A 25,524-nucleotide genomic window follows, 5' to 3' on the forward strand; every position below is an offset into this window, starting at 1 on the left:
TTGTCGGGTTTTTATTTGATTCTACCCTCCGTTTTTATTGCCCTCGTGCTCTTATGCATAAGATAAGGACACACGCCTCCAAGTCAAGACCGGCAGAAGCAAAAATCGCCGCTATTGCCCGTTGTCAGGCGGTTTTCCACACAGGTCTCCCCCGTGCCGCAGACCGGTTGCGGGTACCATGCGCTTGCATGTTCCGCGGCCATGGGCTAGGGCGTATCAGTCACAACAACATGTAGGACACCGGAGGGAGATCCATGAAACGTATCCTGACCCTGCTGATCGTACTGGCGGCTCTTTGCGCCGCCATGACCGCCCAGGCCGACGACTCCTGGGAAAAAGTCCAATCCAGCGGCCAACTCGTCATCGGCCTTGACGATGCGTTCCCGCCCATGGGCTTCCGCACCGACGACGGCCAGCTCGTGGGCTTCGACATCGATGCCGCCGAGGAAGTGGGCCGCCGCCTGGGCATCAAAATCGTCTGGCAGCCCACGGCCTGGAAGGGCGTGATCAACTCGCTGAACAGCAACAAATTCGACGCCATCTGGAACGGCATGACCATTACCGAGGAACGCGCCGCCCAAGTGCTCTTCACCCAGCCGTATATGATGGACGGCCAGATCGCCATCGTGCGCATGGACGAGCAGGCCATCAAGGCCCATGAGGATCTCGGCGACAAGAACGTGGGCGTGCAGGCCGGTTCCCCGGCTCTGGAAGCGGCCAAGTCCCTGCCCATGGCCCCGGCCCAGATCCGCGAATACGACGACAACCCCAAGGCCTTCCTGGACCTGGAGTCCGGCCGTTTGGACAGCGTCGTGGTGGACAACCTTTCCGGCTTGTATTTCACCGCGGCCCAGCCCGGCAAGTTCAAGGCGCTGCCCGGCTTCATCACCAAGGAGCCGTTCGGCGTGGCGTTCCGCAAGGCTGACGTTTCCCTGCGCGACAAGGTTCAAGAAACCATCGACGCCATGGTGGCCGACGGAACCATGGGCGAAATCTCCATCAAGTGGTTTGGTGAGGACATCACCAATCCGGCCAACTTCTAAGCGGGGATATTGATGCATACGCGCGCGACACGCGACGCGATGAAACGGAGCGGGGCCGTGCTGGTCCCGCTCCTGATCGTGTTTCTCTGGTGGGCGCTGCCCCTGGCGGCGAACACGGCTAAGGCTCCGGCTTCCCCGGCCGAACTGGTGGGAGACGCCAAAACCGCCCTGAACCAGGGCGATATGGACGCGGCCCGCGAACTGTTTTCCAGCGTTCCGGCTCCGGCCGAGGGCGAACGGGGCGGCACCTACCTCTATGCCCGCATGCAGCTGGCCCGCATGGCCTGGGCCGATACGGACCTTGATGCCGCGGAAGCCTATGTCCGGGACGTGCTGGCCGTCTTCCCCGAGAACATTGAGGCCAAAACCCTGCTCCGCTCCATCGAGGAGGCCCGGCTTCCGGCCTGGAAGAAACTGCTTCAGGATGCCCGTCGGTTCATGCCCTCGCTGCTGCACGGCACGCTCATGACCCTGCTGCTGGTCTTTGTCACCATGCTCGTGTCCCCGGTGGGCGGCCTGTTCATCGCCCTGGGCCGCATCTCCCGGTTCAAGCCGCTCTCCACGCTTTGTTGGCTGGACATCTGGATCTTTCGCGGCACGCCCCTGCTGTTGCAACTCTTTTTCATCTATTACGGCCTGCCCGCCATCGGCATCACCCTGGATCCGCTCACGGCCGCCCTGCTCGGCCTTTGCCTGAACTACTCCGCCTACCTTGCGGAGATCATCCGTGCGGGCATCCAATCCATTGACGACGGCCAGACCGAGGCAGCCAAGGCGCTGGGCATGACGTATCGGCAGACCATGCGACGGGTCATCATTCCCCAGACCTACAAACGCATCATTCCCCCCTTTGCCAATGAGTTCATCGCCCTGATCAAGGACACCGCCCTGGTCTCCACCATCGCCATGGTGGAACTGATGCGCGCCGCGGATCAAATGTTCAACGCCTACTTCAACGTGAGCGTGCTGTTTTTCGCCGCCCTCATCTATCTGGCCATCACCACGGTCTTCACCGTGACGTTCGAGTGGGTGGAACGGCGCGTGGGCGTCTATGAACGGCGCTGACATGCCGGAACATCCCAAGGAGTCTTCTATGCAGCCCATCCTCCAACTACAGGGCGTGGTCAAACGGTTCGGCCAGACCCTGGCCGTAGACCACATCGACCTGGACATCCGGCGTGGCGAAAAAGTGGTCATCGTGGGTCCGTCCGGTTCGGGCAAGTCCACCCTGCTGCGGACCATGAATTTTCTGGAAACCATGGACGAGGGACAATTGGTGTTCGAAGGCCGGGAATGCGGCTGGACCGAGCGCAAAGGCAAACGCGTCCCGGCTCCCCAATCCCAGCTCTGCGCACTGCGGGCGGAAATCGGCATGGTCTTCCAGCAGTTCAATCTTTTCCCGCACATGACCGCCTTGGGCAATGTGATGGAAGGGCCGCTCACCGTGCTGGGCAAACCCCGGTCCCAATGCCGCGAAATCGCCATGGCCATGCTGCATAAGGTCGGCATGGTGGACCGCAAGGACTGTTTCCCGGCCACCCTTTCCGGCGGACAAAAGCAACGCGTGGCCATTGCCCGCGCCCTGGCCATGCAGCCCAAGCTGATCTTGTTCGACGAACCCACCTCCGCCCTGGATCCGGAACTCGTGGGCGAGGTTTTTGACACGATCCGCTCCCTGGCCGACGAGGGCATGACCATGGTCATCGTAACCCACAACATGGGCTTTGCCCGCGAGGTTGCGGATACGGTTATCTTTATGGAAAACGGCGGGTTTCTGGCCCAGGGTTCCCCTTCCCAATTCTTTTCCGAAGGCGCGGACAACGACAGGATCCGCTCGTTTCTGGACAAAATGCTCTGATCCGGTCGGCATCGACCTTTCCGCAGAAAAGGGACGGTTCGCCGTCCCTTTTGCCTTTCTATGGCTGGCGATCCCGGTCCCGGTTCCATTGACATCCCCCGCTGCCACGCGCATGATGCGCATCCCCCGCTTCGCCACAGGCTCTGCGACCCTCACTGGTCGAAAGGTTGTCGAATGCTTTTCGAATTTTTTTATCACAAAAAAACAACACGTTCTGGCTCAATTCCATTCCTTACGCGACCCAAAGCCTTACGCCTGACCGTCCAGTCCGCGTTCGCCTTGTTTCATGTGTTCCTGGTGTGGCAACTGGCGCGGCATGTGGCCTGGGCCATGGGAAAAACCGAAACGTACACGCAGGCGCCCGGAGCTGTGGACGGCTGGCTGCCCATCGTCTCCCTGATGACCCTGAAACGTTGGGCGCTTACCGGTCAGTGGGATCCGGTCCACCCCGCTTCCCTGACCATATTTCTTGCCTTGCTGGTTATGTGCGCCCTGTTTCGGCGCGGCTTTTGCGGCTGGATCTGTCCTTTGGGCGGCATATCCAACGGGTTGGACCGGCTGGGGCGCGCCTTGGGGCTGTCCTTCCCGGTATCCGGTCCCTGGCGGCGCATTCTGGGGTTTCCCAAATACCTGCTTTTGGCCGGTTCGTTGCTAGGGTTTTTCGTGCTGCTCAGCCTGCCCGCCATTGAAGCGTTCCGGTCCGGTTCGCACTATGTGGCGGCCCAGGCGCGCATGCTTTTCTTTTTTTCGCACCCCTCCACCACGCTTGTGCTCATTCTTACGGGGTTGATCGTTGCTTCCGTGCTGATTCGTAACTTCTGGTGCCGGTTTCTCTGTCCTTACGGCGCGCTCCTGGGGCTGGTGAGCCTGCTTTCGCCCGTAGCCGTGCACCGGAATGCCGACCGCTGCATTTCCTGCGGCAAATGCGCGCAAACCTGTCCCAACGGTATACGTGTGGATCAACAGCAACGGGTGAACACCACCCAATGTCTGGGTTGTGGTGAATGTGTGGCCGCCTGCCCCGCTCCGGACTGTCTTTCCTTGCGGGCCGGCTCCCGGCGGGTACCGCTTTGGCTGGTAGGGGCTGGAGCCGTGGCCGTGCTGCTCGGCTTTTATGCGTGGGCGCGGGCCACCGGCCACTGGGATGCGGACCTGCCCCGGGAGATGGTCCAACGCCTCACGCGCATGGCCTTGACGACGGAGCCGTGATCCTCACCAGGGCGCGGCTCGCCTCAACCTGCAATGCAAAAGCCGGGTCCGTCCAGCAAGACGAACCCGGCTTTTGAACCGTTGCTGTACAAGCTCTGGGCCTGCAAAGCATACGCGGATTCAATCCCCCATAATGGCAGGACCGCCCGATCCCCAAGGCCGCACCTGAACACTGTCCGCGGCGCCGGTCTGCGAGGCATCCGAATCCGGTAGCTCCTCGGAAACCACCTCCTGGCCCGGACCCACAAGAATGCCCTGGTGAAACACGCCGTGCACCCGGGTGCCATCCTGATAACGAAACTCGCCCACACCATCGGGCTGGTTGTCCTTGAATGCCCCTTCGTACACGTCCCCATTGGCGTACTGGTAGGTACCCTTGCCCTCCATGTCGCCTTCCACAAACTCGCCCTGGTACACGTCCCCATTGGGGAATTCGTACACGCCGAAGCCGTGGCGGTGGTTGTCGCGAAATTCTCCGGTGTATTTGTGGCCGCGGGTGATCTTGGTGCCGGAACCGTTGATGCAGTCTCCGTCCACACATTGCGCCCGGGCCTGGAGAGGGAGGGTCAACGCTCCCGCCAAAGCCAGGCCGAATGCCAGGCTCCGGGTCCGCCGCGCCACGCGCCGCCATTGCTGATGCCTCATTGCAAACATGATCGCTCCGTCGGGATGTTGCGGCCGCACGCCGCAGCCGTTGCCGGTGTGTTCTGGTGCCGGATCAGGTCGTAGACCCCTCGCCGGTCCGATCCATGGCGAATTTGAAAAACTCGTCGGTCCAGGAATAGGCGTCGGCATACGCCGTGGACACCGAACCCGTGGGCAAGTCCAGGTTCACGGCCAGATGCCCCATGGCGTCCCAATCCCCGTTTTCAATGGTCCGTACCAGGGACAACCAGGGAGCCAGGGCGCTGACTCCGCCAAGCAGGGCCGCGGCAATGCGCTCATCCAGGTGGACCAGCTCCATGACGCGATGCATGGGCATGTCCAGCAACGCATCCAATAGCGAAAAGATACCCATAAGAAACAACGTGGAGGACAGCTCGTCCCGTCCAGCGGCCAGGGCCAGCTGCTCCAGGAACCGGGCACGATGCGCGGAAAGATAGACCAGTTCGCCGGTTTTCTCCCTGGGGGCGATGTCCGTCAGCAGAATAAGCCGCAGCCAGTTGCGGACCTTGTACCACCCGGCCAGCACGATGGCGTGGCGGATGGATTCGATGGGCTGGGAAAAACCGAAATACGGGGAATTCAAAAAATTCAGCAAACGGAAGCAAATGGCGGGATCCGGCTCAATGGCCTCGGCCACCATGGTAAAATCCGGTTCGTCCTGGTCCAGAATCTCGAACAGTCGCAGCCGGGTGGCCTTGGATGTGGTCAGTCGCTTGGCGGACTGCACCTGCGGCTTTTGGTAAAAATAGCCATGGAACAGGCTTACGCCCAATTCTCTGGCCAGTTCCACAGCGGCAAGGCTTTCCACGCGCTTGCCCATGAGCGGCAGGCCGCTCTGCGCCCCGATACGGGACAGCTGACGCAATTCCTCCTGGCTTTGCGCCTGAAAGTCCAGCACCAGAATGTCCGCCATCCGCACGAGTTCGTCTGTTTCGCATCCGGGCGTGAGGTTGTCCACAGCCACGAGATAGCCATCCTGCTTCAGGCCACGCAACACCGACAGCTCGTCCTCGTCCACGCTGCCCACCCGGGCCGTGATCATGGCCGTGCTTTCGGGCCGCAACACCCCGGGAAGGTCATCCCGCAGGCTCCGGGCCGGAAACCGGATCATGGCCTTGGTCTCTTCGGGCAGTGTATCCGCGAGCATGGGCAAAGTGGCCAGCACCTCGGCCGTGGCCTGGGAAGGATCCACGATCTCAGCGCAGGCGTCACCCTGGCAGGCCCGAAACAGCACCATGTATCCCCAGGTGTTCAACGTGGCGTCGAAAATGGGCTGCCTGGCCAGAAAGGTATTGGTATAGTGTTTGGCTTCTTCCACAATACGTATTTGGTTCCGTTTCCTCTTTAGGGATCAGTTATTCGTTGCGTCTGCTCCTGTCAACGTCCGGCCATCCCCCTTATTTTCCCTTGGGATCTGTCAGTACCACTCCGGCCAGATGCCGTTTGGCCTTTCGTATGGACTCTTCGTTTTCGTGGGAGCCTTTTTCGTCCGCCTCCAAGGAAGGTTGGTCCGCCTCGGGATCGCACGCCCGGGAAACCCACAACCCTTGGGCGCGCAACTCGGCCGGACTCGGAAGATTTCCGTTGCTATCGCGCTGCAGGAGTATCAGTTTCATGATACCGCTCCTGTTCGTAGTTGTTGCTGTTTGCCATAACAGAAGCGAGCATATGTACGTCCATACGTACTGTCAACAGTTTGATCTATAAAATTTGCACTATTTCAGCTATTTGAGTTTCGTTTCACCTTAAAATATTTTGTAAGATTTTGCTTTTTCCACTTACAACATTCCATATTGGAAAATGTTATTGATATAGACTATTAACACCACTGAATACTGCGGCTATATTCCGCAAAGCAGCAGAACAGGACTGTACACTACAGTTGCTGTATATTCAAAACACTCTTGAGCGTCTTTTCTTGTTGCAACAATTCAACAGTAAAACTCCACAGCGCAGTGCACACACCTTTCCAGCTCTGCCGGTTCCCCGCTGCCCGTGGGAAATCCGTTTCCCTGACACGGCCGCTATGGAAATACGCGGCAATATGTTTTACATTCCAAACCGAAAATCATGGATCCATTCCCGGACATGGAGGATTTCCGCCAATCGCAAGGGGCGACGGCCCGGTGTCCAGATCCATTTCGGACTGTTCATGGATGGAGAGGCGCAAAGCGCTAAACAAGGCACAAACCGCCGATACATCGCGGTGTTACGCTACAGAGGACTCAGTCGAATACAACGCTGCGGATCGCCTTTTGGGGCAAACTGCGAAAACACGAGGAGTGGCTACATGCTGGTTCGCTATTGGATGACGGAGGGTTCCATGACCCTTGGAGAAGAGCAGAGCGTGGTGTCCGCGGCCGAGGTCATGCGCACACAGGGAATCCGCCAGTTCCCGGTGTTGCACGCTGACGGCCGTGTGGTGGGCATTGTTTCGGACCGCGACATCCGCGACGCCATGCCCTCCAAGTACCTGCCTGGCGGAAGCGTGGAAGAACAGGGGCGCGGACTGGCCGAACTGCGCATCGGATCCATCATGACCGAGGATCCTGTCTGCGTCGGACCGGACACGGCCATGGACCATGTGGCGAGTCTGCTGGCGCGCCTGAAGGTGGGCGGACTTCCCGTGGTGGAAAAGGATGGTTCCTTGCGCGGGATCATCACCGAGGTGGATGTGTTCCGCTTCCTGGCGTCGGCCACGGGCCTGGCCCGCGGCGGGGCGCAGTTTGCATTCCGGCTGGAGGCCAAGCCCGGCCCTCTGGCCCTTTTATTGGATGATCTCCGCTCGCAAAACATCCATTTTTCCAGCGTGCTGACCTCGCACGACATGTCCCAGGCAGGATACCGCCACGCCTACATCCGGGTGGAGCATATGGGTGACCACAGCCTGGGATCCCTGGTGGCCTACCTGAGCGCCGAGCATGATCTGCTGTACTACATTCTGGATGGGGAAGTAACGTATCTTGACGATTAAACGCGAGGCGTCCGGCAGGGATCACTCCCGCGGAAACGGCTGAAAAACGGCGGCAAATTCAATTGCAAAAATTATGACGAATTGAAAAATACGAATGGAACTTCAGACTGTTCCATTGTTCAGATCATTTGACAGATTGCAACGGGTCTGCGTCCTTGTACGTCAGACCCGTTTTGCTTGTCCGGCTGGGAGGTTTCGCGGTTTGCGTCCCGGGGATCAACCCAGCACCTGGAGAATCTTCCGACCCAGGGCGTCCGACTTGAAAGGCTTGACGATGTAGCCGTTCACGCCTTTTTGCACTGCTTCCACAACCGCTTCCTTCTGGGCCTCGGCTGTGACCATAATGAACGGGATATTGCGGTGCTCTTCACTGGCGCGCACCTTCTCCAACAGCTCCATGCCGCTCATGCGGGGCATCTTGTAGTCGCTGAGGATCAGTTGTATTGTGTGGCTCTGCAAGACCTCCAGAGCCTGGGCGCCGTCGCCAGCCTCCAGCACGTTGCGAAAGCCCAGCTCTTTGAGCGCACTGATGATGATGCGTCGAATGGCGCTGGAGTCATCCACGACAAGAATGCGAATGTTCGTATTGCCGGTCATCAAGCCACTCCTGCTTGTTCTTGGGACATACGGTGTTGCCCTCCTACTCCATCTTATGTCATTTCGCAAACAGTATCAGGCAATTGACAATTTATACGACTTTGGTTCTTCGCTCAACAGACTGATAATAAAGGATTCCCTCATGCCCACTGCATGGTGCTGCCGCCATCTTCCTGCACTGCCCTTTTGGGGAAGGAGCATTCCCGGGCTGATTCTTTTTCTCCTTTTGTGGTGTGCGCCCGGCAATGCCGCGCCACTGGACGCCCCCACAAGTCTGCCGGAACTGCGGACTTATGCCCGGCTGCGCGCCTCGGTGCTGGCCGCCGAAGAATTTACCCGTGCGCTGGATGCGGTGATCGCGGTGCATGGTCCCCAGGATCTGCGAAAATTCACGCCTCGTGAGGCGGCCCAACGGTTGCTGAATGGCGGCTGGATTGATCCGGGGTTGCCGTTTTCCTTTGACGAAACCCCTCTGGAATTGACTTCCACGCAACGTTTTGTTTCCGCCCTTGATCCCACGCTGACATCCGCGGACCTGCCCCTCTTGGAACTTCCCGCGGAACTGGTCGGTCCCGCCCTGGAGGACGACAGTACGGCCGTGCGCTGGTTTATCCTGCAATCTCTGGCCCGGCATCCCGGACAGGGCGAGCAGGCCCGGAACCTGCTCAAGGCGCTGGCACGAGAACCCGAGTCCGCTCTTGTTCGCGCTTACGCGGCCGCCTTGAGCCGTGTTCCCTTGGCACGCCGTCTGCCAGCATTGCTTCGTGAGGAGGATTATTCCGAGACATGGCGGGCGTTGCTCGCCCTCACGAACGTGGATGCTCGCTGCCTTGGGTTGCTGCTTTGCGCTCCGGCTCCCGGGGGCTGCCCCACACCCTCCCGTACAGGCGAACCGGATGCTGCCACTTTGATTCTGGCGCAATTGGAACGAAACTATCCTGTGCCCACAGTGGAAATGGTGGTCCGCGCCCAGCCCTTGCCGGTGCTGGATCGGCTTTGCCACGGGCTGCGCCACGCCTGGGCCGAACCCCAGGACCGACTGGTCGCCTTGCTGGCTCGTTTTCCAGAACATGGCCCGGCCCTGGAAGCCCTGGCCCATGCCCTGCTGAACCGCAATCATCCCGCGTACTCGGCATCCCATCGAATGCTTATCCAGGTGTGGGAGCAACGTACCGGAATCACATTTCAGGGCAGTGCGGAGCCGTTTCTGCAATGGTACCATGCGCACAAACCCATGCCGAAGCTCCCGTGATCCTTTTCCCTGGTCTTCGGTTCCTGCGCCCGATTCCTGCAAGGTCCGGATTCTTCTTCGGCCATGGTGCGCCCGAGGCCGGGCTTGGCAAAGCGGCTTCTTGACACTCCTTGCTGCATGAAATACTTTTGCAGCATAGGATATCCATTTATTTTCGGGAAACTAGGTGGTGCAAAATGGCTGGCGATGAAAAATTTTCCACACATTTCGACCCGGTAGAGGTGCTTCCGTTGGCCGGAGAGGTCCGGGGAATATGCCGGTCCCTGAACGCTCTGCCGGTTCGGCCCGATCTGGCCCACGATCTGGAGCGCGACCTCACGGAACAGGCCATCCATGCCACGGCCGCCATGGCAGGCAACCCCATGCGCCTGGACGAGGTTCGGGAATGTCTCGCTGACGAAGGAACCAGCCCCGATGATCCGGCCGGTCCCACTGTGGCCCGCGCCCGGCGCGTCATCGCCAACCTGGGCCTGGCCTACGCCCCGCTTCCCAAACAGCGCACCGAACCGGGCGTGTTCGGCGTGTCCGACGGGTTTTTACGCAAAGTCCACGCGGTCATGGTCCAGGGAACCCTTGCCCGGGGCATGGGCGAATACGTACCCGGCGCGGAAAATCGCGTGCTCTCCCTGGTCACCCGCATCAATGCCCAGGACATGTCCGACATGGAACAAGCTGTGCGGGCCGGAATCTTCCACTACCATCTGCACCGGATCATGCCCTTTGCCCACGGCACAGGGCGGGTGGCCCGTTTCTTTGAAAGCTCCATCCTCGCCGTGGGCGGCTACCGCTTCGCCTGCCTGATGCAGCCCTTGACCTACCGCCGCCGCATCGACGAATACATGCGTTTTTTCCCCTCGGAACAAGGGGAACCAGCCGTGATGGACTCGCTCACGGAATTTCTGGTCTTCATGCTTTCGGTCCTGCGCGACAACCTCACGGCCCTGCATTCCCAATGCACGGTCCCCCTGCGCAAGCTGGCCCTGGGCGACCATTTCCGCATTTTGGCGGAATCGCGCCGCATTAACAAACGCACGCACCAGCTGCTCTCCCTGCTGCTGGACAGAGAGACCGACCCGGACACCGGCGAACCGTTGCCTTTTCTGCTCAAGGATCTGTTCCTTAAACAGCCCTACAAGTTGTTGTACGACAAGGTCAGTGAACACACGGCCAGACGGGATCTCGGCCGGTTGCTGGAGTTGGAGCTGCTGGTCAAAAAAGGCACGAGCTATTATTTTCAGCACCACCGGCTGGGCTGAGCCTCCCCCCTGATGCGGCGCGACGGTTTTGCACACGCAAACGGCTGGACATGCATGGCAAGCCACACAACGCCCTAGTCCACTGACGCGACGTTTGCCTCCTCTTCCGGTTCCGGTCCATTGGGATCGGCCAGCCGCTTTTCCCGCAAGGGACGGCACCGAACCCTTGGTCCCTCGTCCTGATTCGGCACAAGTTCCAAAATCCGGTCCGCAGCCGAGGCAAACGTATCCACGGGATGATGGGAAATGACCAGCAATTGCAAGTCAAGCCGCCGGGCAATACGGGCTATAAGTTGCATAAACCGGGGAACCAGTTCCGGCTTGAGCCAGCAATCCTGCTCATCCAGCACCAAAAACGGCCGGTGCCGGTACGGATCCAGCTGGGACAGGGCAATGAGCCGCAGCCCCACGGAAAGGATGTTGGCCACAGATCCGCCCTGCCCCCGCAGGATATCCTCCTGATGGTCCGGATCCTCCCCGCTGTGAATGGAAAAATGCACCTGAAGCCGGTTGCCGACTGTCCGCCGCTCGCTGACCACGGTACGGTTCTGGCCCAACACTTCCCGCACGGCGTGGGTCAGGTTGGACTCAATTTCATCGAGTATTTCCCCAAACAACCGGGTGGAAAGCTCCTCCAGGGTGGTCACGGCCCGGGGTGCCAGTTCCAAAAACCGGTCCAGCTGCGCCCGCTCAGAGGCCAACGCCAAATACTCCTGGTGACGGCTTGCGGCCAGCCCCGATAATTGGGCCACCCGTTCCGACAATTCATCCAGCTCGCTGCAATCCATGGCCTAAAACGCTCCCTCGGCGCCGTTCTCTCCATTCTCCGCGGCTCTGGACTCCTCGGCTTCCACCGCATCCAAGCCGGCTCGCACCGCTTCCAAATGGGTACGATACTCGGCCACCAAACGGGCATTCTCCCGGCGGCGCTCCACAAGCAACGCCTGGAGCTGCTCCGGGTCCGATGTGCCGTATTCCTGCTCCGCCTGGTTCCGGCACTCCTCCAGCTGACGGTTCAAGGTCTCCACATCGCGCTGGGCGCGGACCTTTTCATCCCGCAACCGCTCATATTCGTCCTTGAGCTGATTCAATTCACGCTGGAGGGCTTCATCGCTCTCGCCGCCACTTCTCGGCTTCTCATTCATTGTCCACCACCTCTTTATACAACGCCCAGATCAAGGCCGACTCGGGCTGCTCCGGGTTGAGATTGGCCTGCAAAAATTCCCGCAAGCCGGTTCCTTCGCTGCTACGGCGCATGGCCAGCCGTTCCAGCCCCTCCAAAAACCGCGACTCCCCGTGTTCCTCCTGCTCCTCGGGCGGAAACTCCTGGCGCGGGAACACGTCGTAAAACGGTTCGTGCGGCACCTGCCAGCTTGTCAATTCCTCACACCCCGGCGTCCAGATTGCGGCGGCCGGAATCTTTTCGCTGGAACGCCGGGAAAAGGTCAGCCGGGTGATGTTTCCGGGGTTGGCCCAGGTGGTGCTTCCGGCCTGCACCTGGGGCTGAGGCCGGTGGATATGCCCGTTGATGAGCCAGTCGATGCCGGGCAATTCCTTGATGCGCCCGGCGCGATCCAAAAAATCCGGAAAGCTGATGTTGTGGTGCGTGAACCAGAGCACGGTCGCCTCATCCGGCACATACTCCCGGTCCAGCCCTCTGGGCAGACGGTGACCATCCGGGGTGGCGCCCACCACGACCTTTGCCTCCGGCGTCTCCAGCACGAACTGCAATCCCGGCTCCTGCATGAGCCGGATGACTCCGGCCTCGCCCAGCACAGCCAGGGACACATCCCGGGTCCAGCGGGCCAGGTGCTTGTCATGGTTACCCACCAACACAAACGGACGATGCGGCCGAAACAGGCTCATGAGTTCCACAAGCAATGTGTTGGAGTTGTCCCTGGGTCGGTGGAACAGATCGCCCAGCAGCACCACGGGCATTTCCAGTTCCCGGGCGCGGTCCAGGCAGGCCGCCAATTTGCTCAAGACCTGCTCACGGTACCCCGGAAGGCGATGCCCGGGCGGGATATCCGCCACGTGCGGATCACCGATCAAAAACAGTCCGTTGCCTCGCACCCGGGGCAGTTGCTCGGGGATCGGGTGAGTATTGCTCATCCGTTGCCGTCCCCTTTTTCCCGGGCTGCGCCGCCCAGAAACGCATCCTGATTCAGGGCATTGCCGCACAGGGGGCAATGGCCCACTTCACGCAAGCGTTGCTGCAATGCTTCCCCATGGTTTCGCAACCGGTCCTCCCGGGCTGCCACTATTCGGCGGGCAGATTCCATCCGTTGCTCCAGCCCCTGCATCTCCTTGAGCAATTCGGCCAGAGGCTGCACGTCGAGCGGTTGGGGAACGCCTTGTAGTGTAGTAAGGATCGTTGCCTTTTGTGATTCGAAGTATTGCTTACGTTCCAGATGGTTGAGAGAGTGAATCAGTTGCTTGTGGTTTATTGTGGATTCCGGCTCAGGCGGAGGAGTGAGCGCAGTCAAGGCGTGCTGCACCCGGTGGGCGGTTGCCCGCCGCTGCTCCAACCGTCGCATGCTGTTGAGGCGTTCTTTGAGCAAATGCACGTCGGCGGGTGTGGGCGGCGAAGCAAGAGCCTCCAGCGCCTGCGCCCGTTTTCCGGCACGGCGCTGCCGGATTTGCAAGTCGTTTTGCCGATCCCGGGTCTGCTGCAACCGGGTGAGCGCTGCCTCCCCTTCTCCGGCGGCCTTGGCCGCTGCCCGGGCATGCAATCCGTGCAGGGTGATCCTGGGCAGGGTTTGCAACCGTTCCAGCCCCTGTTCACACCGTTCCATGCCCTCGCCCAAGACCCGGTGCCGCATGCGCGCTTCCCGGGTGCGGCTTTTGAGCGCGCTCTGCATGGCCAGCAGGTGCGCACCCTCGCTGGACGCGGCAAAAAACTCCGCCAACCTTGCATCGGCGACGGCGCTATCCAATAAAAATATCGGCCGTTTCTGGTCCCCAATGTGGACATCCACCTGGGTATTGTTCTCCAGCTCCACTTCGTCCAGCCGCAGGGCGTCGCGAATTTCATCCGGCACCATGCCCCGGCCGAGCTTGCGGAAGTATTCCGGCTCCTCGTCCCCCGGTTTGAACAGCTCGTACCATGCCGTGGTTTTCTTACGATTCCAGGCAACGCGTACCCCGTTCTCCAGCTCCACCTCCACGCGGGCCAGCTTGGCCCCATGGCGGATCACATGCTTGGGTGGAGGATTGGTAGCCAAACAACGCAACGCTTCCACAATGGCGGATTTGCCCGTGTTGTTCGGCCCGGTGAGCACGTTCACGCCCGGGTCCAGCTCCAGCACCGTGTGGTTGTGGGCCTGGAAGTCCTGTAGGATAATGCGTTGTATCATGGCCCGCTACGCCTATGGGGGTTTCGTTGGGGGAACCTGGCTTCCCCGCGCATCCATCAACACGATCCAGGGGAACGCCCTTTACGAAGCGCCCCGCTTTTCCGCATTGCACTGCAAAAAGGGACAAAACGCAAGTGCCTCCCGGGTCAGACACCGGTCCGGCCCGTGGCCGTGGTAGAGCTGGAGCGGCGGCTCCACACGCAGTCCTGACCCGGCATTCTTGCGCATCTCCAGCAAGACCATACGCGCCTCAGCCTGTCCATGCCCGTGCACCAGCCGCATTCGCTTGGGTTCCAGGCCCATGTCCCGGGCCAGGCAAAACAATTCCGGCAGTCGCTCCGGCAGATGCACCAGATAAAACGGCGCTTTGTCCCGCAGTGCGGCCCGGGCTGCCCGGAAAAACGGAACCGGTCCTTTCGCATCCTCGAACCGGGCTGCGTCCCGCCCGGCCGATGGGCAGGCACGCCCCCGTCCCAAGGCTCGAAACGGCGGATTGCTGATCACTGCGTCATACGTATTGTTCGCCACATTATATTCTGCAACGTCTGACAAAACAGGGGTGAATTGCTCATCAACGCCCAGTTCCTGAATATTCTGCACTGCACAGTGAAACAGTTCCGGCAGGCGCTCCACCCCGACAACCTGCCATGATTGCGCGGCGGCTGTTTCTCCGGAGAAACTCCAGCCCGCGTGCGCCTGCTCCATGTATTGACGGGCCAGCAAAAAGCCGATGCCGACCACGCCGCACCCGGTGCCCAGGTCCAGCACATGCCGCGTTCGCCCTCCCGGACTTCCGCCCAGGGCGCGAGCCGCAAACGCGGCCAGCAGCAAAGCGTCCATGGAAAACCGGTAGCCGTTCCCGGGCTGTTGCAACCCCCGGGGAAAACGGTCCCTTGGGCTGGGTTGCGCCTGGGCGTCCCGTTGTTCCGGTCCCGTGGTCATGACGCTTTCCGGCTTGTCTTTCCGCGCACCCGCCGCCGTAGCGCCGAGAGCAGCAGGTTCGCTTCCGGCACGCGCAGGGCAACGGCTCCGGCAAAATAGACCACGACCCATACCGGGATCATCCCGAGCCAGAGCAGATACGGTCCCAGGGCCGAGGCCCAGGCTCCGGCAAAGACCACACCCGAGAGCACAAGACACTTGAGAATGGTCAACAGCGGTGCAGGATACTTTCCAAGCGCTCGCCCAAGAAACCACAACAGCAGCGAAAAATTCAACGCCGAGGATACGCTCACGGCCATGGCCAGCCCCACATGCCCATACCCACCCATCCACCACGCGCCCAAGCCGATGTTGGCCACCATGGACACCGCCGCCACCACCACGGGAGTTCGCGTGTTCTCCAACGAATAAAACGCCGCCACCAAAGGCCGCAGCCCCGCGATGAACGGCAGCCCCCCGGCATACGCCAACAGCGCCAGAGCCGAAGCGCGGACCGCCTCCTGGGTGAAGGCGCCGCGCAAAAACAACAGCTTCATCAACGGTTCGGCCAAGGCCAAAAGACCGGCCATGGCGGGCAGGGAGATGAAGATGGTCAGGCCCAGGGCCGAGCCAAGGGTTCCGTGGAACTCCTCCATACGATTTTTTGCGGCCAGGGCGGACAGGCTCGGCAAGGCCGCCGTGCTCACGGCGATTCCGAACACTCCCAGCGGAAACTGCACCAGCCGATCCGCATAATAGAGATAGGAAACACTGCCCTCAGGCAAAAATGACGCCAGCAACGTTCCCAGCAGAATGTTCACCTGGTACACGGCCGCGCCAAACACCGTGGGCAGCATGAGCAGAGCCATGCGCCGCACCCCGGCATCCCGCCAGGACCATGCCCCGCGCCAGGTAAACCCCTGCCGCCGCAAGGCAGGCTGTTGCAGCGCCCATTGCAGCACGCCGCCGCCCAGAACGCCCCCGGCCATGCACACGGCCACGTCGCCGCCCGCGTAGTAGCCCGCAAGAGCCGAACCGATCAGCGCCACATTGAGCATCACCGGGGCCAGGGCTGGAGCCAGGAACTGGCCATGCGCGTTGAGAATGCCCATGCACAAGGCCACGGAACAGATCAGGATCACGTACGGGAAGACGATACGCAGCAGCTGCACGGTCATGCCAAACCGCTCTGGATCATCCGCGAACCCCGGGGCGACCACATACGTGAGTGGCCCGGCCAGCACTTCCACCACCAGGGTCAACGCCCCCAGGATGAGCAGCAGCCAGATCAGGGCGGAACGGGCCATCTCCCGGGCGGCCAGCTCGCCCTGCTCCTCCCGCACTCGCGAATACACCGGGATAAAGGCCATGGTCAGCGAGCCTTCCCCAAACAAACGGCGCATCAGGTTGGGGATGCGGAAGGCCACGAAAAAGGCATCGGCGGCGGCTCCCGCGCCCAGGGCAAAGGCCACGATCACATCCCGGACAAACCCGAGCACCCGTGACAACAGCGTGGCCCCTGCCACCACCAGGGTGTTGCGGGCCAGTCCGCCGGAAGGTGTCCCACCGTGGCAGGCACCGGATGCCGCGCCCATCGCCGCACCATTCCCCCGCGAATCAACGCTCTGATCGCCCGCTTTGGGAGATGCGGATTCGGTCATTTTTTCCCCCCAGGCGCACCTACGTTGTCCGCTGCGAGCAAAAACAATTCCATCAAACTGAAATACAACACTCTTTATCCCCTACACGCGACAACTCTTTGTACGCGCCACAAGGCCTACACCTTGAAATTTACAACATCTCATTTTTTATCGTTTTTAATTCTCTAGACAATCACTCAAGATTTTCTATATTCTGAATCTACAGCACTTTTCTACTTTTGCTTATGCCAACCGCCAGAAAAACTATAACTAATGATATCAATCTGTTTGACAATCCGGACAATAACAGGTGGACCGGCCAGCCACCTTGCAGCCGCACAGCAGCCCACCGCATCGCAAGCAGGTCTTTCCCGTTCGTCCATAGACCTGAAAACTATTCTGAAATGCCCCGGCATCGCCCCGTGCCGTGCGATAATCACTGATGGAGCTGCCGTTTTCCGCAATGGCCTGGGTCAGCACTTCACGCAGACTCGCGTGCAGCCCGGCCAGCCGTTCGGCAGACAATCCTGCGGCCAGAGCATCGGGCCGGATTCCGGCACGAAATAAACTTTCGTCCGCATAAATATTGCCGATGCCGGCTATGACGCGCTGATCCAGCAGCAACCCCTTGATCCGGGCGCGTCGGGATTGCAACCGTTCTACAAAACTCTCCGTCGAGACCTCGAGTGGTTCCGGTCCCAGGCTTTGCCAAAAGCTCCAGCGTTCCAACTGATTGCGGGTGAAGACCCGGCAACCGCCAAAACGCCGCACGTCCGCAAAGGTCAGCACACTGCCGTCGTCCAGACAAAACCGTATCCGTTCATGGGTCTCGGCCTCACGCGCGGGTCCGTGCACCATCCGTCCTGTCATCCGTAAATGAACGGTGAGTACGGACATACCCGACCCCGAAGCGGCCGCCCGCCCTTCGGATATCCCTTCTGCGGAGGTATGGCCCTCTTCAACGGAAGATCGGATGTCCAGCAAAAGCAGCTTGCCCCGGCGGCCAACACCGCACAGATCCACACCGCAGACCCGTTGCTCGAATTCCTCTGGCGTATGCCCCGGCACAGCCCGTTCATCAAAAACGCGCACCGCCGTGACCCGGCGGCCCACCAAGGTGTCCCGCAATCCACGGGCTATAACTTCCACTTCCGGCAATTCCGGCATGATGTTTCCCTTGTCAAATCTCCAACCTGCCCCCGGCATGGCAACAATCCCGGAGAAGGCTCCCGGTTATCACCCCTGTTCCGCGCACCACCGCCGCCACATGGCCCGGTAGGCGGCTTCCATGTCCCGGGCGAACCGCGCAGCATCGCACAGGGGCGAAGCCTCCATGCGTTCCCGAAGCCCCCGGCGCAACTGCGCCAACCGGTTACCATCCCGAGCCAGCTCCACAGCCAGCCCCATATACGCATCCAGGTCCGCGGCCACAAGCTCCTGAAGACCCGCAGCCCGTAAGGTTGTAGCCGTGAGCCGCCCTTCGAACCGCTCTCCCCGCAGCGTTACCACGGGAACTCCCATCCACAGGGCATCCGCGCTTGTGGCCCCCCCCGCGTAGGGGAAGGGGTCGAGCGCCACATCCACCTCACGGTAGGATGCGAGATAGCCCCGCAATTCCATGTGGCGCCGGAAAACCACGCGGTCACCAACGCCCCTGTCCTGAAACATCTCCTGATACCGCTCCCGTACCGCCTCATCCGCAAACGAGCCGGACTGGAGCAGCAACTCCGCGCCCGGCACCTGCCGAAGGATGGCGGACCAGGCATCCACAACCCCTTTGTTGATCTTTGCGGTATTATTGAAGCACCCGAATGTGAAGGGTTTTTCCTCTTCGGAATCCGGTTCCGGCTCGGGCAAATCCACAATGGGCGGGCCGTAGCTCCACAAGCACTCCGGCAGCCGCTCCACCGTTTCCACATAGCGGTCGGACTCGGACTCGGGGCAGGTTACACCGTCAGCCAACAGGTAATCCATGGCCTGCATCCCCGTGGTATCGAAATATCCCAGCCACACGGCCTGAACCGGTGCCGGTCGGCGCGCCGCGACCTCAAGACGGTTGTGTCCGCTGTGTCCGCTCAGATCCACCAACACGTCAATGCCGTCATCCCGGATCACCTGGGCGGCTTCTACCCCGCTGAGATGCCGGATATCCCGCCATTGGTCACAAATGCTGCGAAGATGATCCGTAATACCATCGTCATACGGATTGCTGGAGTAACAGTAAAACTCAACATTTTCAGCCGAATGATTGGCCAACAGCGGCACAAGAAAATTGCTCACCGCATGTCGGCGGAAGTCACCGGACAGATAGCCCACCCGCAGACGGCGGTCCGGGTCGGGATCATTTGCATGGGGATGCGCCCGACGGGTCAAGGGGTCAAACAACTCATGGGCGATGTCCCGGGCTTGATCCGCAAACGTTTCCACGGGTTCATCCAGGAGGTAGTGTCTGGTCAACAAATAGTTGCTGTGCGCCGTCAAAAACGCGGGATCGGTTCTCCGGGCCTTGGAGAACCAGTCCAGGCTTTCGCGGATGCGGCCTTGATCACGCAAGAGCACGCCCAGATTGTTCATGGCGCCGGTCTGCCGGGGATCGATTTCCAGCGCTTTTGAGTACGCGTTTTCCGCTTCCGTGGTTTCCCACATATCGTGCAGTGCCGCGCCCAGGTGCAGCCAGGCCGCCACGGCATCGGGCCGCACCTTGCACGCGGTGCGCAAAAACCCCACGGCTTCCCGGCCGCGACCCAGATCCAGCAACACGCTACCCAGATTCACCAATGCGGCGAAATCCTCGGCGTTGCGGTGCAAGGCTTCCACATAGCAGGCCATGGCCTCCCGCAGCTGGCCGTTGTCCTTGAGCAGATTGCCAAAGCGAACATAGGGCTGGGCGAGTTCCGGTTCCATGGCAATGCACTGTTTATACTGCTCCACGGCTTCGGCCAGACGACCGCATCCCTCAAACGCCATTCCCCAATGCAAACGAAGCCGCCCGGTCCTGGGCAGCCATTTTACAGCACGGCTCAACAAATGCTCGGCGCGACGGTGACGGCCGCTCTGCAGGGCCACGGACCCCAGCAGCCACAATGCCTCGGCATCGTCAGGCCATTGGTTCAAGATCCGGCGACACAGCTCGCGAACCCTGTCCAGCCGCCCCCGGCGCTGCTCCATGTTCGCCAACTCCAACAATTTTGAGCGATCCCGGCTGTCCGGTCCGTCCATAGCTCCCCCCTTTGCGCCGGGCCGCGACGCCCCATCGGTTGCCCAAGCGGTTCCGGCTACTCCTGCTCCAAAAATTCCGCCATAAATGCCTGCTCCCGTTCCGGCAAAACCGACACCCACCAGGCCAGCTCACCACGGGTCCACAACAAATGGACCATGCCCAAGCCTTCGGTGCGGTAAACGTCCACTCCGCTGCGCCGCTCCGCCTTGGGCGGGGTAAAGGGAGACGGTCCCCGGAGCATGCGCTCCACCATCACGGCCAATTGCTCCCGCGCTTCGGCCGCATTGCTCGCCCGGGAAACCCACACCTGGGCCGCGGGTGGATGCCCGCCCCCATAGGTGGCCACTGCCGCATCCTCCACCTTGATGCTCTTGCCATGCAGTTTGTTCACGGCATGCCGGCCCGCCTCACCGGATAAAAATTCCGTTCGTGCGGTTCCGTCCACTTCCGTGGGCAGCAGGTCCGCCACATCCTGCGTTTGGCCGCAGGCAGCCAGCAGCAACCACAATAATCCGCAAATCAATACAAAGGATCCTCGCCGCACAGAACTCATTCTTTTCCCTTCTTTTTTTCAGGATGCTTTCCTAAACGACCAACATCCACAACATAGTGTACCCCTTGCCGCTCCACCACCAGGGTCAGGGACTGCCCTTGCTCATGCGCCTGCTTCCCTGCCCGGTGCAAATCCATAAACCCATGCATCGGCCGACCCTGGGCCTCGACCAGACGGTCCCCGGGGCGGATGCCCACCCTCTCCGCCCTGGACTCCGGCCGCACCGCCACAACCACGATCCGGCCTTCGCGCGCTTCAATGGTCATCCCCATGCGGCTCTCAAACGCCGGAGGGCAATAGAACAGGACATCGCCATCCTCCGGGTGAAACTCCGTGGCGTCGCGCAGGGGCACCAGGGCAACCACCTTGGCTTTGGGGGCGAGGATCCGCAATCTTGAGGCAATGCCCCAGCCGCGTTCCACATGCCCGGACCCGGCAAAAACCAGCACGGGCCGCCCGGTGCTGCGGTGCAGACCAAGGGCATTTTGCGCCATGGCGGTATCCCAGAGCGCCTGTACCGTCAAAAATCTCTCCAATTCGCCGGACCCCAGCCCTCTGGTAGCGTGCTCGCCAAACAACCGTTGCAAAAACTCGCGTTGTCCGTTTGGCGGTGGAATGATCTCGCGCGGGAGCTGCTCCCTGTCTTCCGGGGACAGCCCCTCCAGACCTTGACGCCCCACAGCCTTGACCAAACGTCTGGGGGCGTTGATTCCGGCCACGGGCAATCCATACGCCTGCGCAAGCCCAAGCTGCGGGGCAAAAAGGGAGAAAGGATAGCCCCAAATGGTTTTCCAGTCCAAGGCCGTTGGCAGTGTTTCCAGATCCAATTCCCCGGCGGCAAACCGATCCAGCACTGGCTGCAGGTCCGCTCCCACCATCTCCAGCCCCACGGCGGGCCGTTGCCCGCCCTTGAGCATCAGAGCCAGAATACGACGCTGGAACGCATGGTCACACACGCTGGTATGGCCCTCGCCCACTAGCACGAAATCCGCTTCCTCCAACAATGGGGCGACATCTTCCAGGGCAAGCCGATCCCCGTTGCTGTTGGCCAACTCCCCGCGCTCGGGCAAAAAACGCAGGACCATGGGGTTGAGTGGAACCGGCTTCGGTCCTGCACAGGCCGCAAGCACGCACGCGACCAGCAGTCCGCACCCCATCATCATCCTCTGAGGCCATGTTCTTGACAAATTTTTCCCTTGGCTCAACCTCGTTTGCATGGTGCTCCTTGTCCACGATTCAGCGTGGGTCTGTTTGCAGCAAGAATTCCGGCGCATGAATGGTCACGGGGAGTCCGGCCGCGTCCCGAGGGGGCTTTCCGGTCTTTGGATCGCTCCCCAGACGGATCAAGGGATTTTGTCCACCAGCCAACGCCAGCACCATGGCGTCCGCGCAATCATCCCAGGCCACCGATGTGCCGAATTTCCGCATCGCTTCCTTGATACGGTCTTTGGCATTCCGGCACAACCCGGTCAGCGCCATTCCCCGCTCCTCCCGTCCCGGGCCGGACCGTTTGGCGTACACAGCGGGACCACCGAGCAAGGCCGCAAAAAATAGTTCCGGGTGGCATTCCAAGACCCGGTCAGGACATGCCCGGCCCTCGCGCAACGCCTGATCCACCTCCCGGATGCGCGGTGCAATGTTCCAGGCCTGGATACTCAATCCACGGCCCGTGACCTCCCTGTTCACGGCTGAGGCCCGGGCATGGTCGGACTGGCCCAATGCTTCGCGGCATGGCGGGGAAAACACACTGGCCCGGCGTGGTCCAAGGCGCTTTCTGGCCTCCCGGTCACACGGCCGCACCGGCATGCCCGCATGGGGCAGACCAATGGGCATGTCGATCAACAGACGGGTTTGCACGGTCCCGGTCTCCGGTACATCGTTGGCACCGAGTCCCGGGTGCTCCTCCAATAGCGAATCAAATACTGGATACAGGACAAAATCCAACCGGTCCGCACGGCGGATCGCAGCCAACCAGCCGCCCCGGCATCCATCCACACCGATCCCGAGCACTTCTTTTTCATGCAAGCTTTTTTGCATACCTTATCACTCTGTCATTACATCTTTTTCTTTTGCCAATTTTAATCTTTTTGCAAACAAAACCGCCCCGAAGTACGTGACTCCGGGGCGGGCATCTTCGCGATGGAAAGGGTGTTCGCTAATCCCAGGTACGCTTGTCCTCGATGGGCCGGATCTGCGGCGGCAGGGTTCCCGGAGCCAACACCTTGAGGATGGGACGCAGCTTAATCTTCTCGCGGAAGGTGTGCAGCAGTTCATCCTCACGCCGGAACGCTCCGGACTCGATGTTCAGCACCATCTCGTCCACGCCGCCGGGGTTGGTGACCTCGATCTGCCAACGCTTAATTTCCTCAAACTGGGCCATGACCTGTTCCACCTGGTGCGGATACACGAACATACCCTTGATGCGGGCCGTGGTGTCCACGCGGCCGACAATGCCGCCAAGTCGTGGGCTGGTACGGCCGCAGGCGCAGGGGCTGCGGTCAAGGTATCCCAGGTCGCCCGTGGCCAAACGGATCAGCGGATAGGTCTTGTTGAAAGCCGTGACCACGATCTCGCCCACTTCCCCGTCCTTGAGCGGAATACCCGTGTCCGGATGGCAGATTTCCACGAACGCCCGGTTCGAGAGGTGCAGCCCGGTTTTGTGGAAGCATTCGTACCCGATGCAGCCCACATCCGCAGTGCCGTAGCCCTGACGCATGATGCAGTCGAATTTCTTTTCCAGGGTGGAGCGCATTTTCTCGGAGAACTTTTCCCCCGTGACGAACGCCACTTCCAAGAACAAATCCTTCCGCAGGGAAAGCCCCATTTCTTCGGCCTTTTGCGCCAAGTGCATCAAGAAGCTCGGGGTTCCCACATATCCCGTGACCCGCAACTTCTGCATGATCTCAATCTGGCTGGTGGTGTTGGACGGACCCGCAGGGATCACGGCGCAGGAAAGCGCCTTGAGCGGCTCCTCGAACATCAGGCCCGCCGGAGCCAGATGGTAGTTGAAGGTGATCTGGGTCACATCGCCGGAACGGAATCCCGAGGCGTAAAAGCCCTCGGTCCAGCCCCAATAATCCTCGGCGCGGTCCTCGGGATCGAAGATCGGGCCAGGCGAGAGGAACACGCGGCGCAATTCCCCGAGATCCTTAGTCAGCAGCCCGCCCAGACGCGGTCCCATGGATTGCAAAAAGATCAACTCTTTCTTCTTGATGATGGGGATATGCTTGAGATCGGCCAGGGTGCGGAACTTGTCCACATTAAACTGGGCGCGATCAAAGCGCTTCTTCACATCTTCGGAATACCGGTAGGCGTAAGACAACAGCTCTTTCAGCTGAAGCTGGTAATATTGCCGCCGTTCGGATTCGTCCAGGACTTCCCGCCTGGAGTAGATGCCTTCGGTGCGGTCTTTGCGAGTCATACTCGTTTCTCCCTTTTGAAAGCAGGAATGAATATATTTTTGATATGGAAAGAAATGGGAGATTGCCTATACCCTAATTCATGGCAGATTTCAAGCTTTTTTTATTATATACAATAAATCGAGCTGGTTACGCCTTGTCGTTCCCTTTCATTATTTTCTTGCAAATCACGCTTGACACATCGGGGGTTCAACGTATATCAATGCGTTCCCTTAACGGGGCCGTACCCGGAGGGCCGTTAACTCAGTCGGTAGAGTATCTGCCTTTTAAGCAGAGAGTCATTGGTTCGAGCCCAATACGGCCCACCATTTTGTCCCCATCGTCTAGTGGCCTAGGACGCCGGCCTCTCACGCCGGTAGCGGGGGTTCAAATCCCCCTGGGGACGCCAAAGAAAATCAGACACTTACATTACATGTGAGTGTCTTTTTTTGTGCTTGGCACAAATCATTTTTTCCTGAACAAACAAAAGGCTCCGGAATCTCGTGGTTCCGGGGTCTTCGTTTTTCCATTTCATCTAACATTTCAGCTACAATCCGGTCTGTATTCAAAACCTGTCAAGCGGTACCTTCAGAAATTACTCTGTATTTCACCGACCGCGCCGTGTATTCGACCGACATTCTGCTGCATCCCACCGACACCGCCGAGTTTTGGCCGTTTTGGCCGAAAAACCCGTGATATGCTCCTCGCGAATACCGGCAGGGCCGTCCGCTCAGTGGCCCGAAGGAGATGCATGTGAGCGTATTTGAAATGAGTTTGAAGCATGACCGGGACGGTCGAATCGTGGAGAAAACCGAAATCGTGGCTGGGCGGCCCGTTGTCTGGAAGTATGCCTACGACAAGGCCGGGAGGCTTTTCGAGGCGCATCTGGACAACCGGCTTATCTGCCAGTGTTACTATGACCGGGACGGTCGCCGCCAGCGGGACTACTTTCCCGTCACCGTGGGGCCGCACTACCGCGACTACCGGTACAACCTGGACAACCGGCTGATGAGTGCGGGCAACAATGGGTTCACGCACGACGAAAACGGGTTCCGGTCCATCTGGTCGAACGGCTCCGCGTACCACCTGTACGAGTATGCGCCGGACTACCGGCTGCTCAAGATGGAAGTGGAGAACCAGAACAGCGTCTACACCTTTCGCCACGATGAAGAGGGCCGGCGGGCCGCCAAGTATTGCAACGGCCAACTCGTCGAGGCCTACCAATGGCTCGATTTCGTCCGTCTCCGCGCGTTCCACGACGGGCGCATGGGCTACGAGTTCGTGTACGGGTGCAACGAGCGGCTGCCCTCGGCCATGCGGCGCAAGGACGGTGCCGTCTTCACCCTGCACTACGACCAAGTCGGTTCCCTACGTGTGGTTGCCGACACGGATGGCGACCTGATAAAGGTAATCCTCTACGACCCCTTCGGCGGGATCATCCAGGACACCAACTCCGGTTTCCGCGTCCCCATCGGCTTCACGGGCGGCCTGCACGACCGGGATCTGGGCTTTGTCCGCTTCGGCTGGCGTGATTACGACACCTTCACCGGCCGCTGGACCGCGCCCGACCCCATCGGGGAC

At 60.3% G+C, this 25,524-nt stretch carries 24 protein-coding genes and 2 tRNA genes; 10 read left to right on the top strand and 16 right to left on the bottom strand.

The genetic code is table 11. The features are described from left to right. Positions 1-254: 254 nt before the first annotated feature. From B5D49_RS12100 to B5D49_RS12115, 4 genes are all read left to right on the top strand, one after another. The gene (locus tag B5D49_RS12100) at positions 255-1,043 is read left to right on the top strand and encodes an amino acid ABC transporter substrate-binding protein (RefSeq protein WP_078717973.1); all 789 of its coding nucleotides are present in this window, start codon (positions 255-257) and stop codon (positions 1,041-1,043) included. 57 nt (positions 1,044-1,100) lie between these two features. Further along, the gene (locus B5D49_RS12105; protein ID WP_234990734.1) at positions 1,101-2,108 is read left to right on the top strand and encodes an amino acid ABC transporter permease; all 1,008 of its coding nucleotides are present in this window, start codon (positions 1,101-1,103) and stop codon (positions 2,106-2,108) included. A gap of 28 nt (positions 2,109-2,136) precedes the next feature. After that, positions 2,137-2,901, top strand: a complete 765-nt coding sequence (locus tag B5D49_RS12110; RefSeq protein WP_078717975.1) for an amino acid ABC transporter ATP-binding protein — start codon at positions 2,137-2,139, stop codon at positions 2,899-2,901. 174 nt (positions 2,902-3,075) lie between these two features. Next, complete coding sequence (locus B5D49_RS12115; RefSeq protein WP_159447225.1) at positions 3,076-4,110, top strand: 4Fe-4S binding protein; 1,035 nt, start codon at positions 3,076-3,078, stop codon at positions 4,108-4,110. 120 nt (positions 4,111-4,230) lie between these two features. Here B5D49_RS12115 and B5D49_RS12120 read toward each other — a convergent pair whose 3' ends face one another. The 3 genes from B5D49_RS12120 to B5D49_RS12130 all read right to left on the bottom strand — a co-directional run bounded on the left by B5D49_RS12120 (position 4,231) and on the right by B5D49_RS12130 (position 6,392). After that, entirely contained in the window at positions 4,231-4,764 is a 534-nt protein-coding gene (locus B5D49_RS12120) for an MORN repeat-containing protein (RefSeq protein WP_159447226.1), read from the bottom strand. 64 nt (positions 4,765-4,828) lie between these two features. Further along, a complete protein-coding gene (locus B5D49_RS12125; protein WP_078717978.1) occupies positions 4,829-6,094 on the bottom strand; it encodes an EAL and HDOD domain-containing protein in 1,266 nt (421 codons plus the stop codon). A 79-nt stretch (positions 6,095-6,173) separates the two neighbouring features. Further along, entirely contained in the window at positions 6,174-6,392 is a 219-nt protein-coding gene (locus tag B5D49_RS12130; RefSeq protein WP_078717979.1) for a hypothetical protein, read from the bottom strand. A 674-nt stretch (positions 6,393-7,066) separates the two neighbouring features. Here B5D49_RS12130 and B5D49_RS12135 point away from each other — a divergent pair. Next, a complete protein-coding gene (locus tag B5D49_RS12135) occupies positions 7,067-7,750 on the top strand; it encodes a CBS and ACT domain-containing protein (protein WP_078717980.1) in 684 nt (227 codons plus the stop codon). A gap of 216 nt (positions 7,751-7,966) precedes the next feature. Here the strand turns inward: B5D49_RS12135 and B5D49_RS12140 are convergent, their stop codons facing one another. Beyond that, entirely contained in the window at positions 7,967-8,347 is a 381-nt protein-coding gene (locus B5D49_RS12140; RefSeq protein ID WP_078717981.1) for a response regulator, read from the bottom strand. Between the two features lie 142 nt (positions 8,348-8,489). On the opposite strand from B5D49_RS12140, the gene B5D49_RS12145 reads away from it, so the two are divergent. After that, a complete protein-coding gene (locus B5D49_RS12145) occupies positions 8,490-9,599 on the top strand; it encodes a HEAT repeat domain-containing protein (RefSeq protein WP_078717982.1) in 1,110 nt (369 codons plus the stop codon). Positions 9,600-9,775: 176 nt separating this feature from the next. Beyond that, on the top strand, positions 9,776-10,855 hold the full coding sequence (locus B5D49_RS12150; RefSeq protein ID WP_078717983.1) for a Fic family protein: 1,080 nt from the start codon (positions 9,776-9,778) through the stop codon (positions 10,853-10,855). Between the two features lie 74 nt (positions 10,856-10,929). Here the strand turns inward: B5D49_RS12150 and B5D49_RS12155 are convergent, their stop codons facing one another. From B5D49_RS12155 to B5D49_RS12210, 12 genes are all read right to left on the bottom strand, one after another. Continuing rightward, a complete protein-coding gene (locus B5D49_RS12155; RefSeq protein WP_078717984.1) occupies positions 10,930-11,643 on the bottom strand; it encodes a P-loop NTPase family protein in 714 nt (237 codons plus the stop codon). Between the two features lie 3 nt (positions 11,644-11,646). Then, entirely contained in the window at positions 11,647-12,000 is a 354-nt protein-coding gene (locus tag B5D49_RS12160) for a hypothetical protein (protein WP_078717985.1), read from the bottom strand. Then, positions 11,993-12,967, bottom strand: coding sequence for a metallophosphoesterase (locus tag B5D49_RS12165; RefSeq protein ID WP_078717986.1), 975 nt, complete (start codon positions 12,965-12,967; stop codon positions 11,993-11,995). The genes B5D49_RS12160 and B5D49_RS12165 overlap by 8 nt, the downstream gene beginning before the upstream one ends. After that, complete coding sequence (locus tag B5D49_RS12170; protein ID WP_078717987.1) at positions 12,964-14,211, bottom strand: AAA family ATPase; 1,248 nt, start codon at positions 14,209-14,211, stop codon at positions 12,964-12,966. Before B5D49_RS12170 ends, B5D49_RS12165 begins: the two co-directional genes overlap by 4 nt. A gap of 81 nt (positions 14,212-14,292) precedes the next feature. Beyond that, on the bottom strand, positions 14,293-15,153 hold the full coding sequence (locus tag B5D49_RS12175) for a tRNA1(Val) (adenine(37)-N6)-methyltransferase (protein WP_078717988.1): 861 nt from the start codon (positions 15,151-15,153) through the stop codon (positions 14,293-14,295). Next, positions 15,150-16,727, bottom strand: a complete 1,578-nt coding sequence (gene murJ / locus B5D49_RS12180) for a murein biosynthesis integral membrane protein MurJ (protein WP_078717989.1) — start codon at positions 16,725-16,727, stop codon at positions 15,150-15,152. The genes B5D49_RS12175 and murJ overlap by 4 nt, the downstream gene beginning before the upstream one ends. Before the next feature lie 324 nt (positions 16,728-17,051). Beyond that, positions 17,052-17,939 (bottom strand): bifunctional DNA-formamidopyrimidine glycosylase/DNA-(apurinic or apyrimidinic site) lyase, encoded by an 888-nt coding sequence (gene mutM / locus B5D49_RS12185; protein ID WP_078717990.1) that lies wholly within the window; start codon positions 17,937-17,939, stop codon positions 17,052-17,054. Positions 17,940-18,008: 69 nt separating this feature from the next. After that, positions 18,009-19,991, bottom strand: a complete 1,983-nt coding sequence (locus B5D49_RS12190) for an O-linked N-acetylglucosamine transferase, SPINDLY family protein (protein WP_078717991.1) — start codon at positions 19,989-19,991, stop codon at positions 18,009-18,011. Positions 19,992-20,047: 56 nt separating this feature from the next. Next, positions 20,048-20,545, bottom strand: a complete 498-nt coding sequence (locus tag B5D49_RS12195) for a hypothetical protein (RefSeq protein WP_078717992.1) — start codon at positions 20,543-20,545, stop codon at positions 20,048-20,050. Then, the gene (locus B5D49_RS12200; protein ID WP_159447227.1) at positions 20,542-21,702 is read right to left on the bottom strand and encodes a ChaN family lipoprotein; all 1,161 of its coding nucleotides are present in this window, start codon (positions 21,700-21,702) and stop codon (positions 20,542-20,544) included. The genes B5D49_RS12195 and B5D49_RS12200 overlap by 4 nt, the downstream gene beginning before the upstream one ends. 79 nt (positions 21,703-21,781) lie before the next feature. After that, positions 21,782-22,582, bottom strand: coding sequence for a DUF429 domain-containing protein (locus tag B5D49_RS12205; protein ID WP_078717994.1), 801 nt, complete (start codon positions 22,580-22,582; stop codon positions 21,782-21,784). A gap of 118 nt (positions 22,583-22,700) precedes the next feature. After that, positions 22,701-23,966, bottom strand: a complete 1,266-nt coding sequence (locus B5D49_RS12210) for a phenylacetate--CoA ligase family protein (protein WP_078717995.1) — start codon at positions 23,964-23,966, stop codon at positions 22,701-22,703. 230 nt (positions 23,967-24,196) lie between these two features. Here B5D49_RS12210 and B5D49_RS12215 point away from each other — a divergent pair. The 3 genes from B5D49_RS12215 to B5D49_RS12225 form a co-directional block, all read left to right on the top strand. Further along, positions 24,197-24,272 (top strand) — tRNA-Lys (locus B5D49_RS12215). A gap of 4 nt (positions 24,273-24,276) precedes the next feature. Next, positions 24,277-24,352 (top strand) — tRNA-Glu (locus B5D49_RS12220). Between the two features lie 338 nt (positions 24,353-24,690). Next, positions 24,691-25,524: RHS repeat domain-containing protein (locus tag B5D49_RS12225; RefSeq protein ID WP_327083021.1), on the top strand; the 834-nt coding region annotated here is incomplete at its 3' end.

Source organism: Paucidesulfovibrio gracilis DSM 16080, from assembly GCF_900167125.1.
Taxonomy (GTDB): Bacteria; Desulfobacterota; Desulfovibrionia; order Desulfovibrionales; family Desulfovibrionaceae; genus Paucidesulfovibrio; species Paucidesulfovibrio gracilis.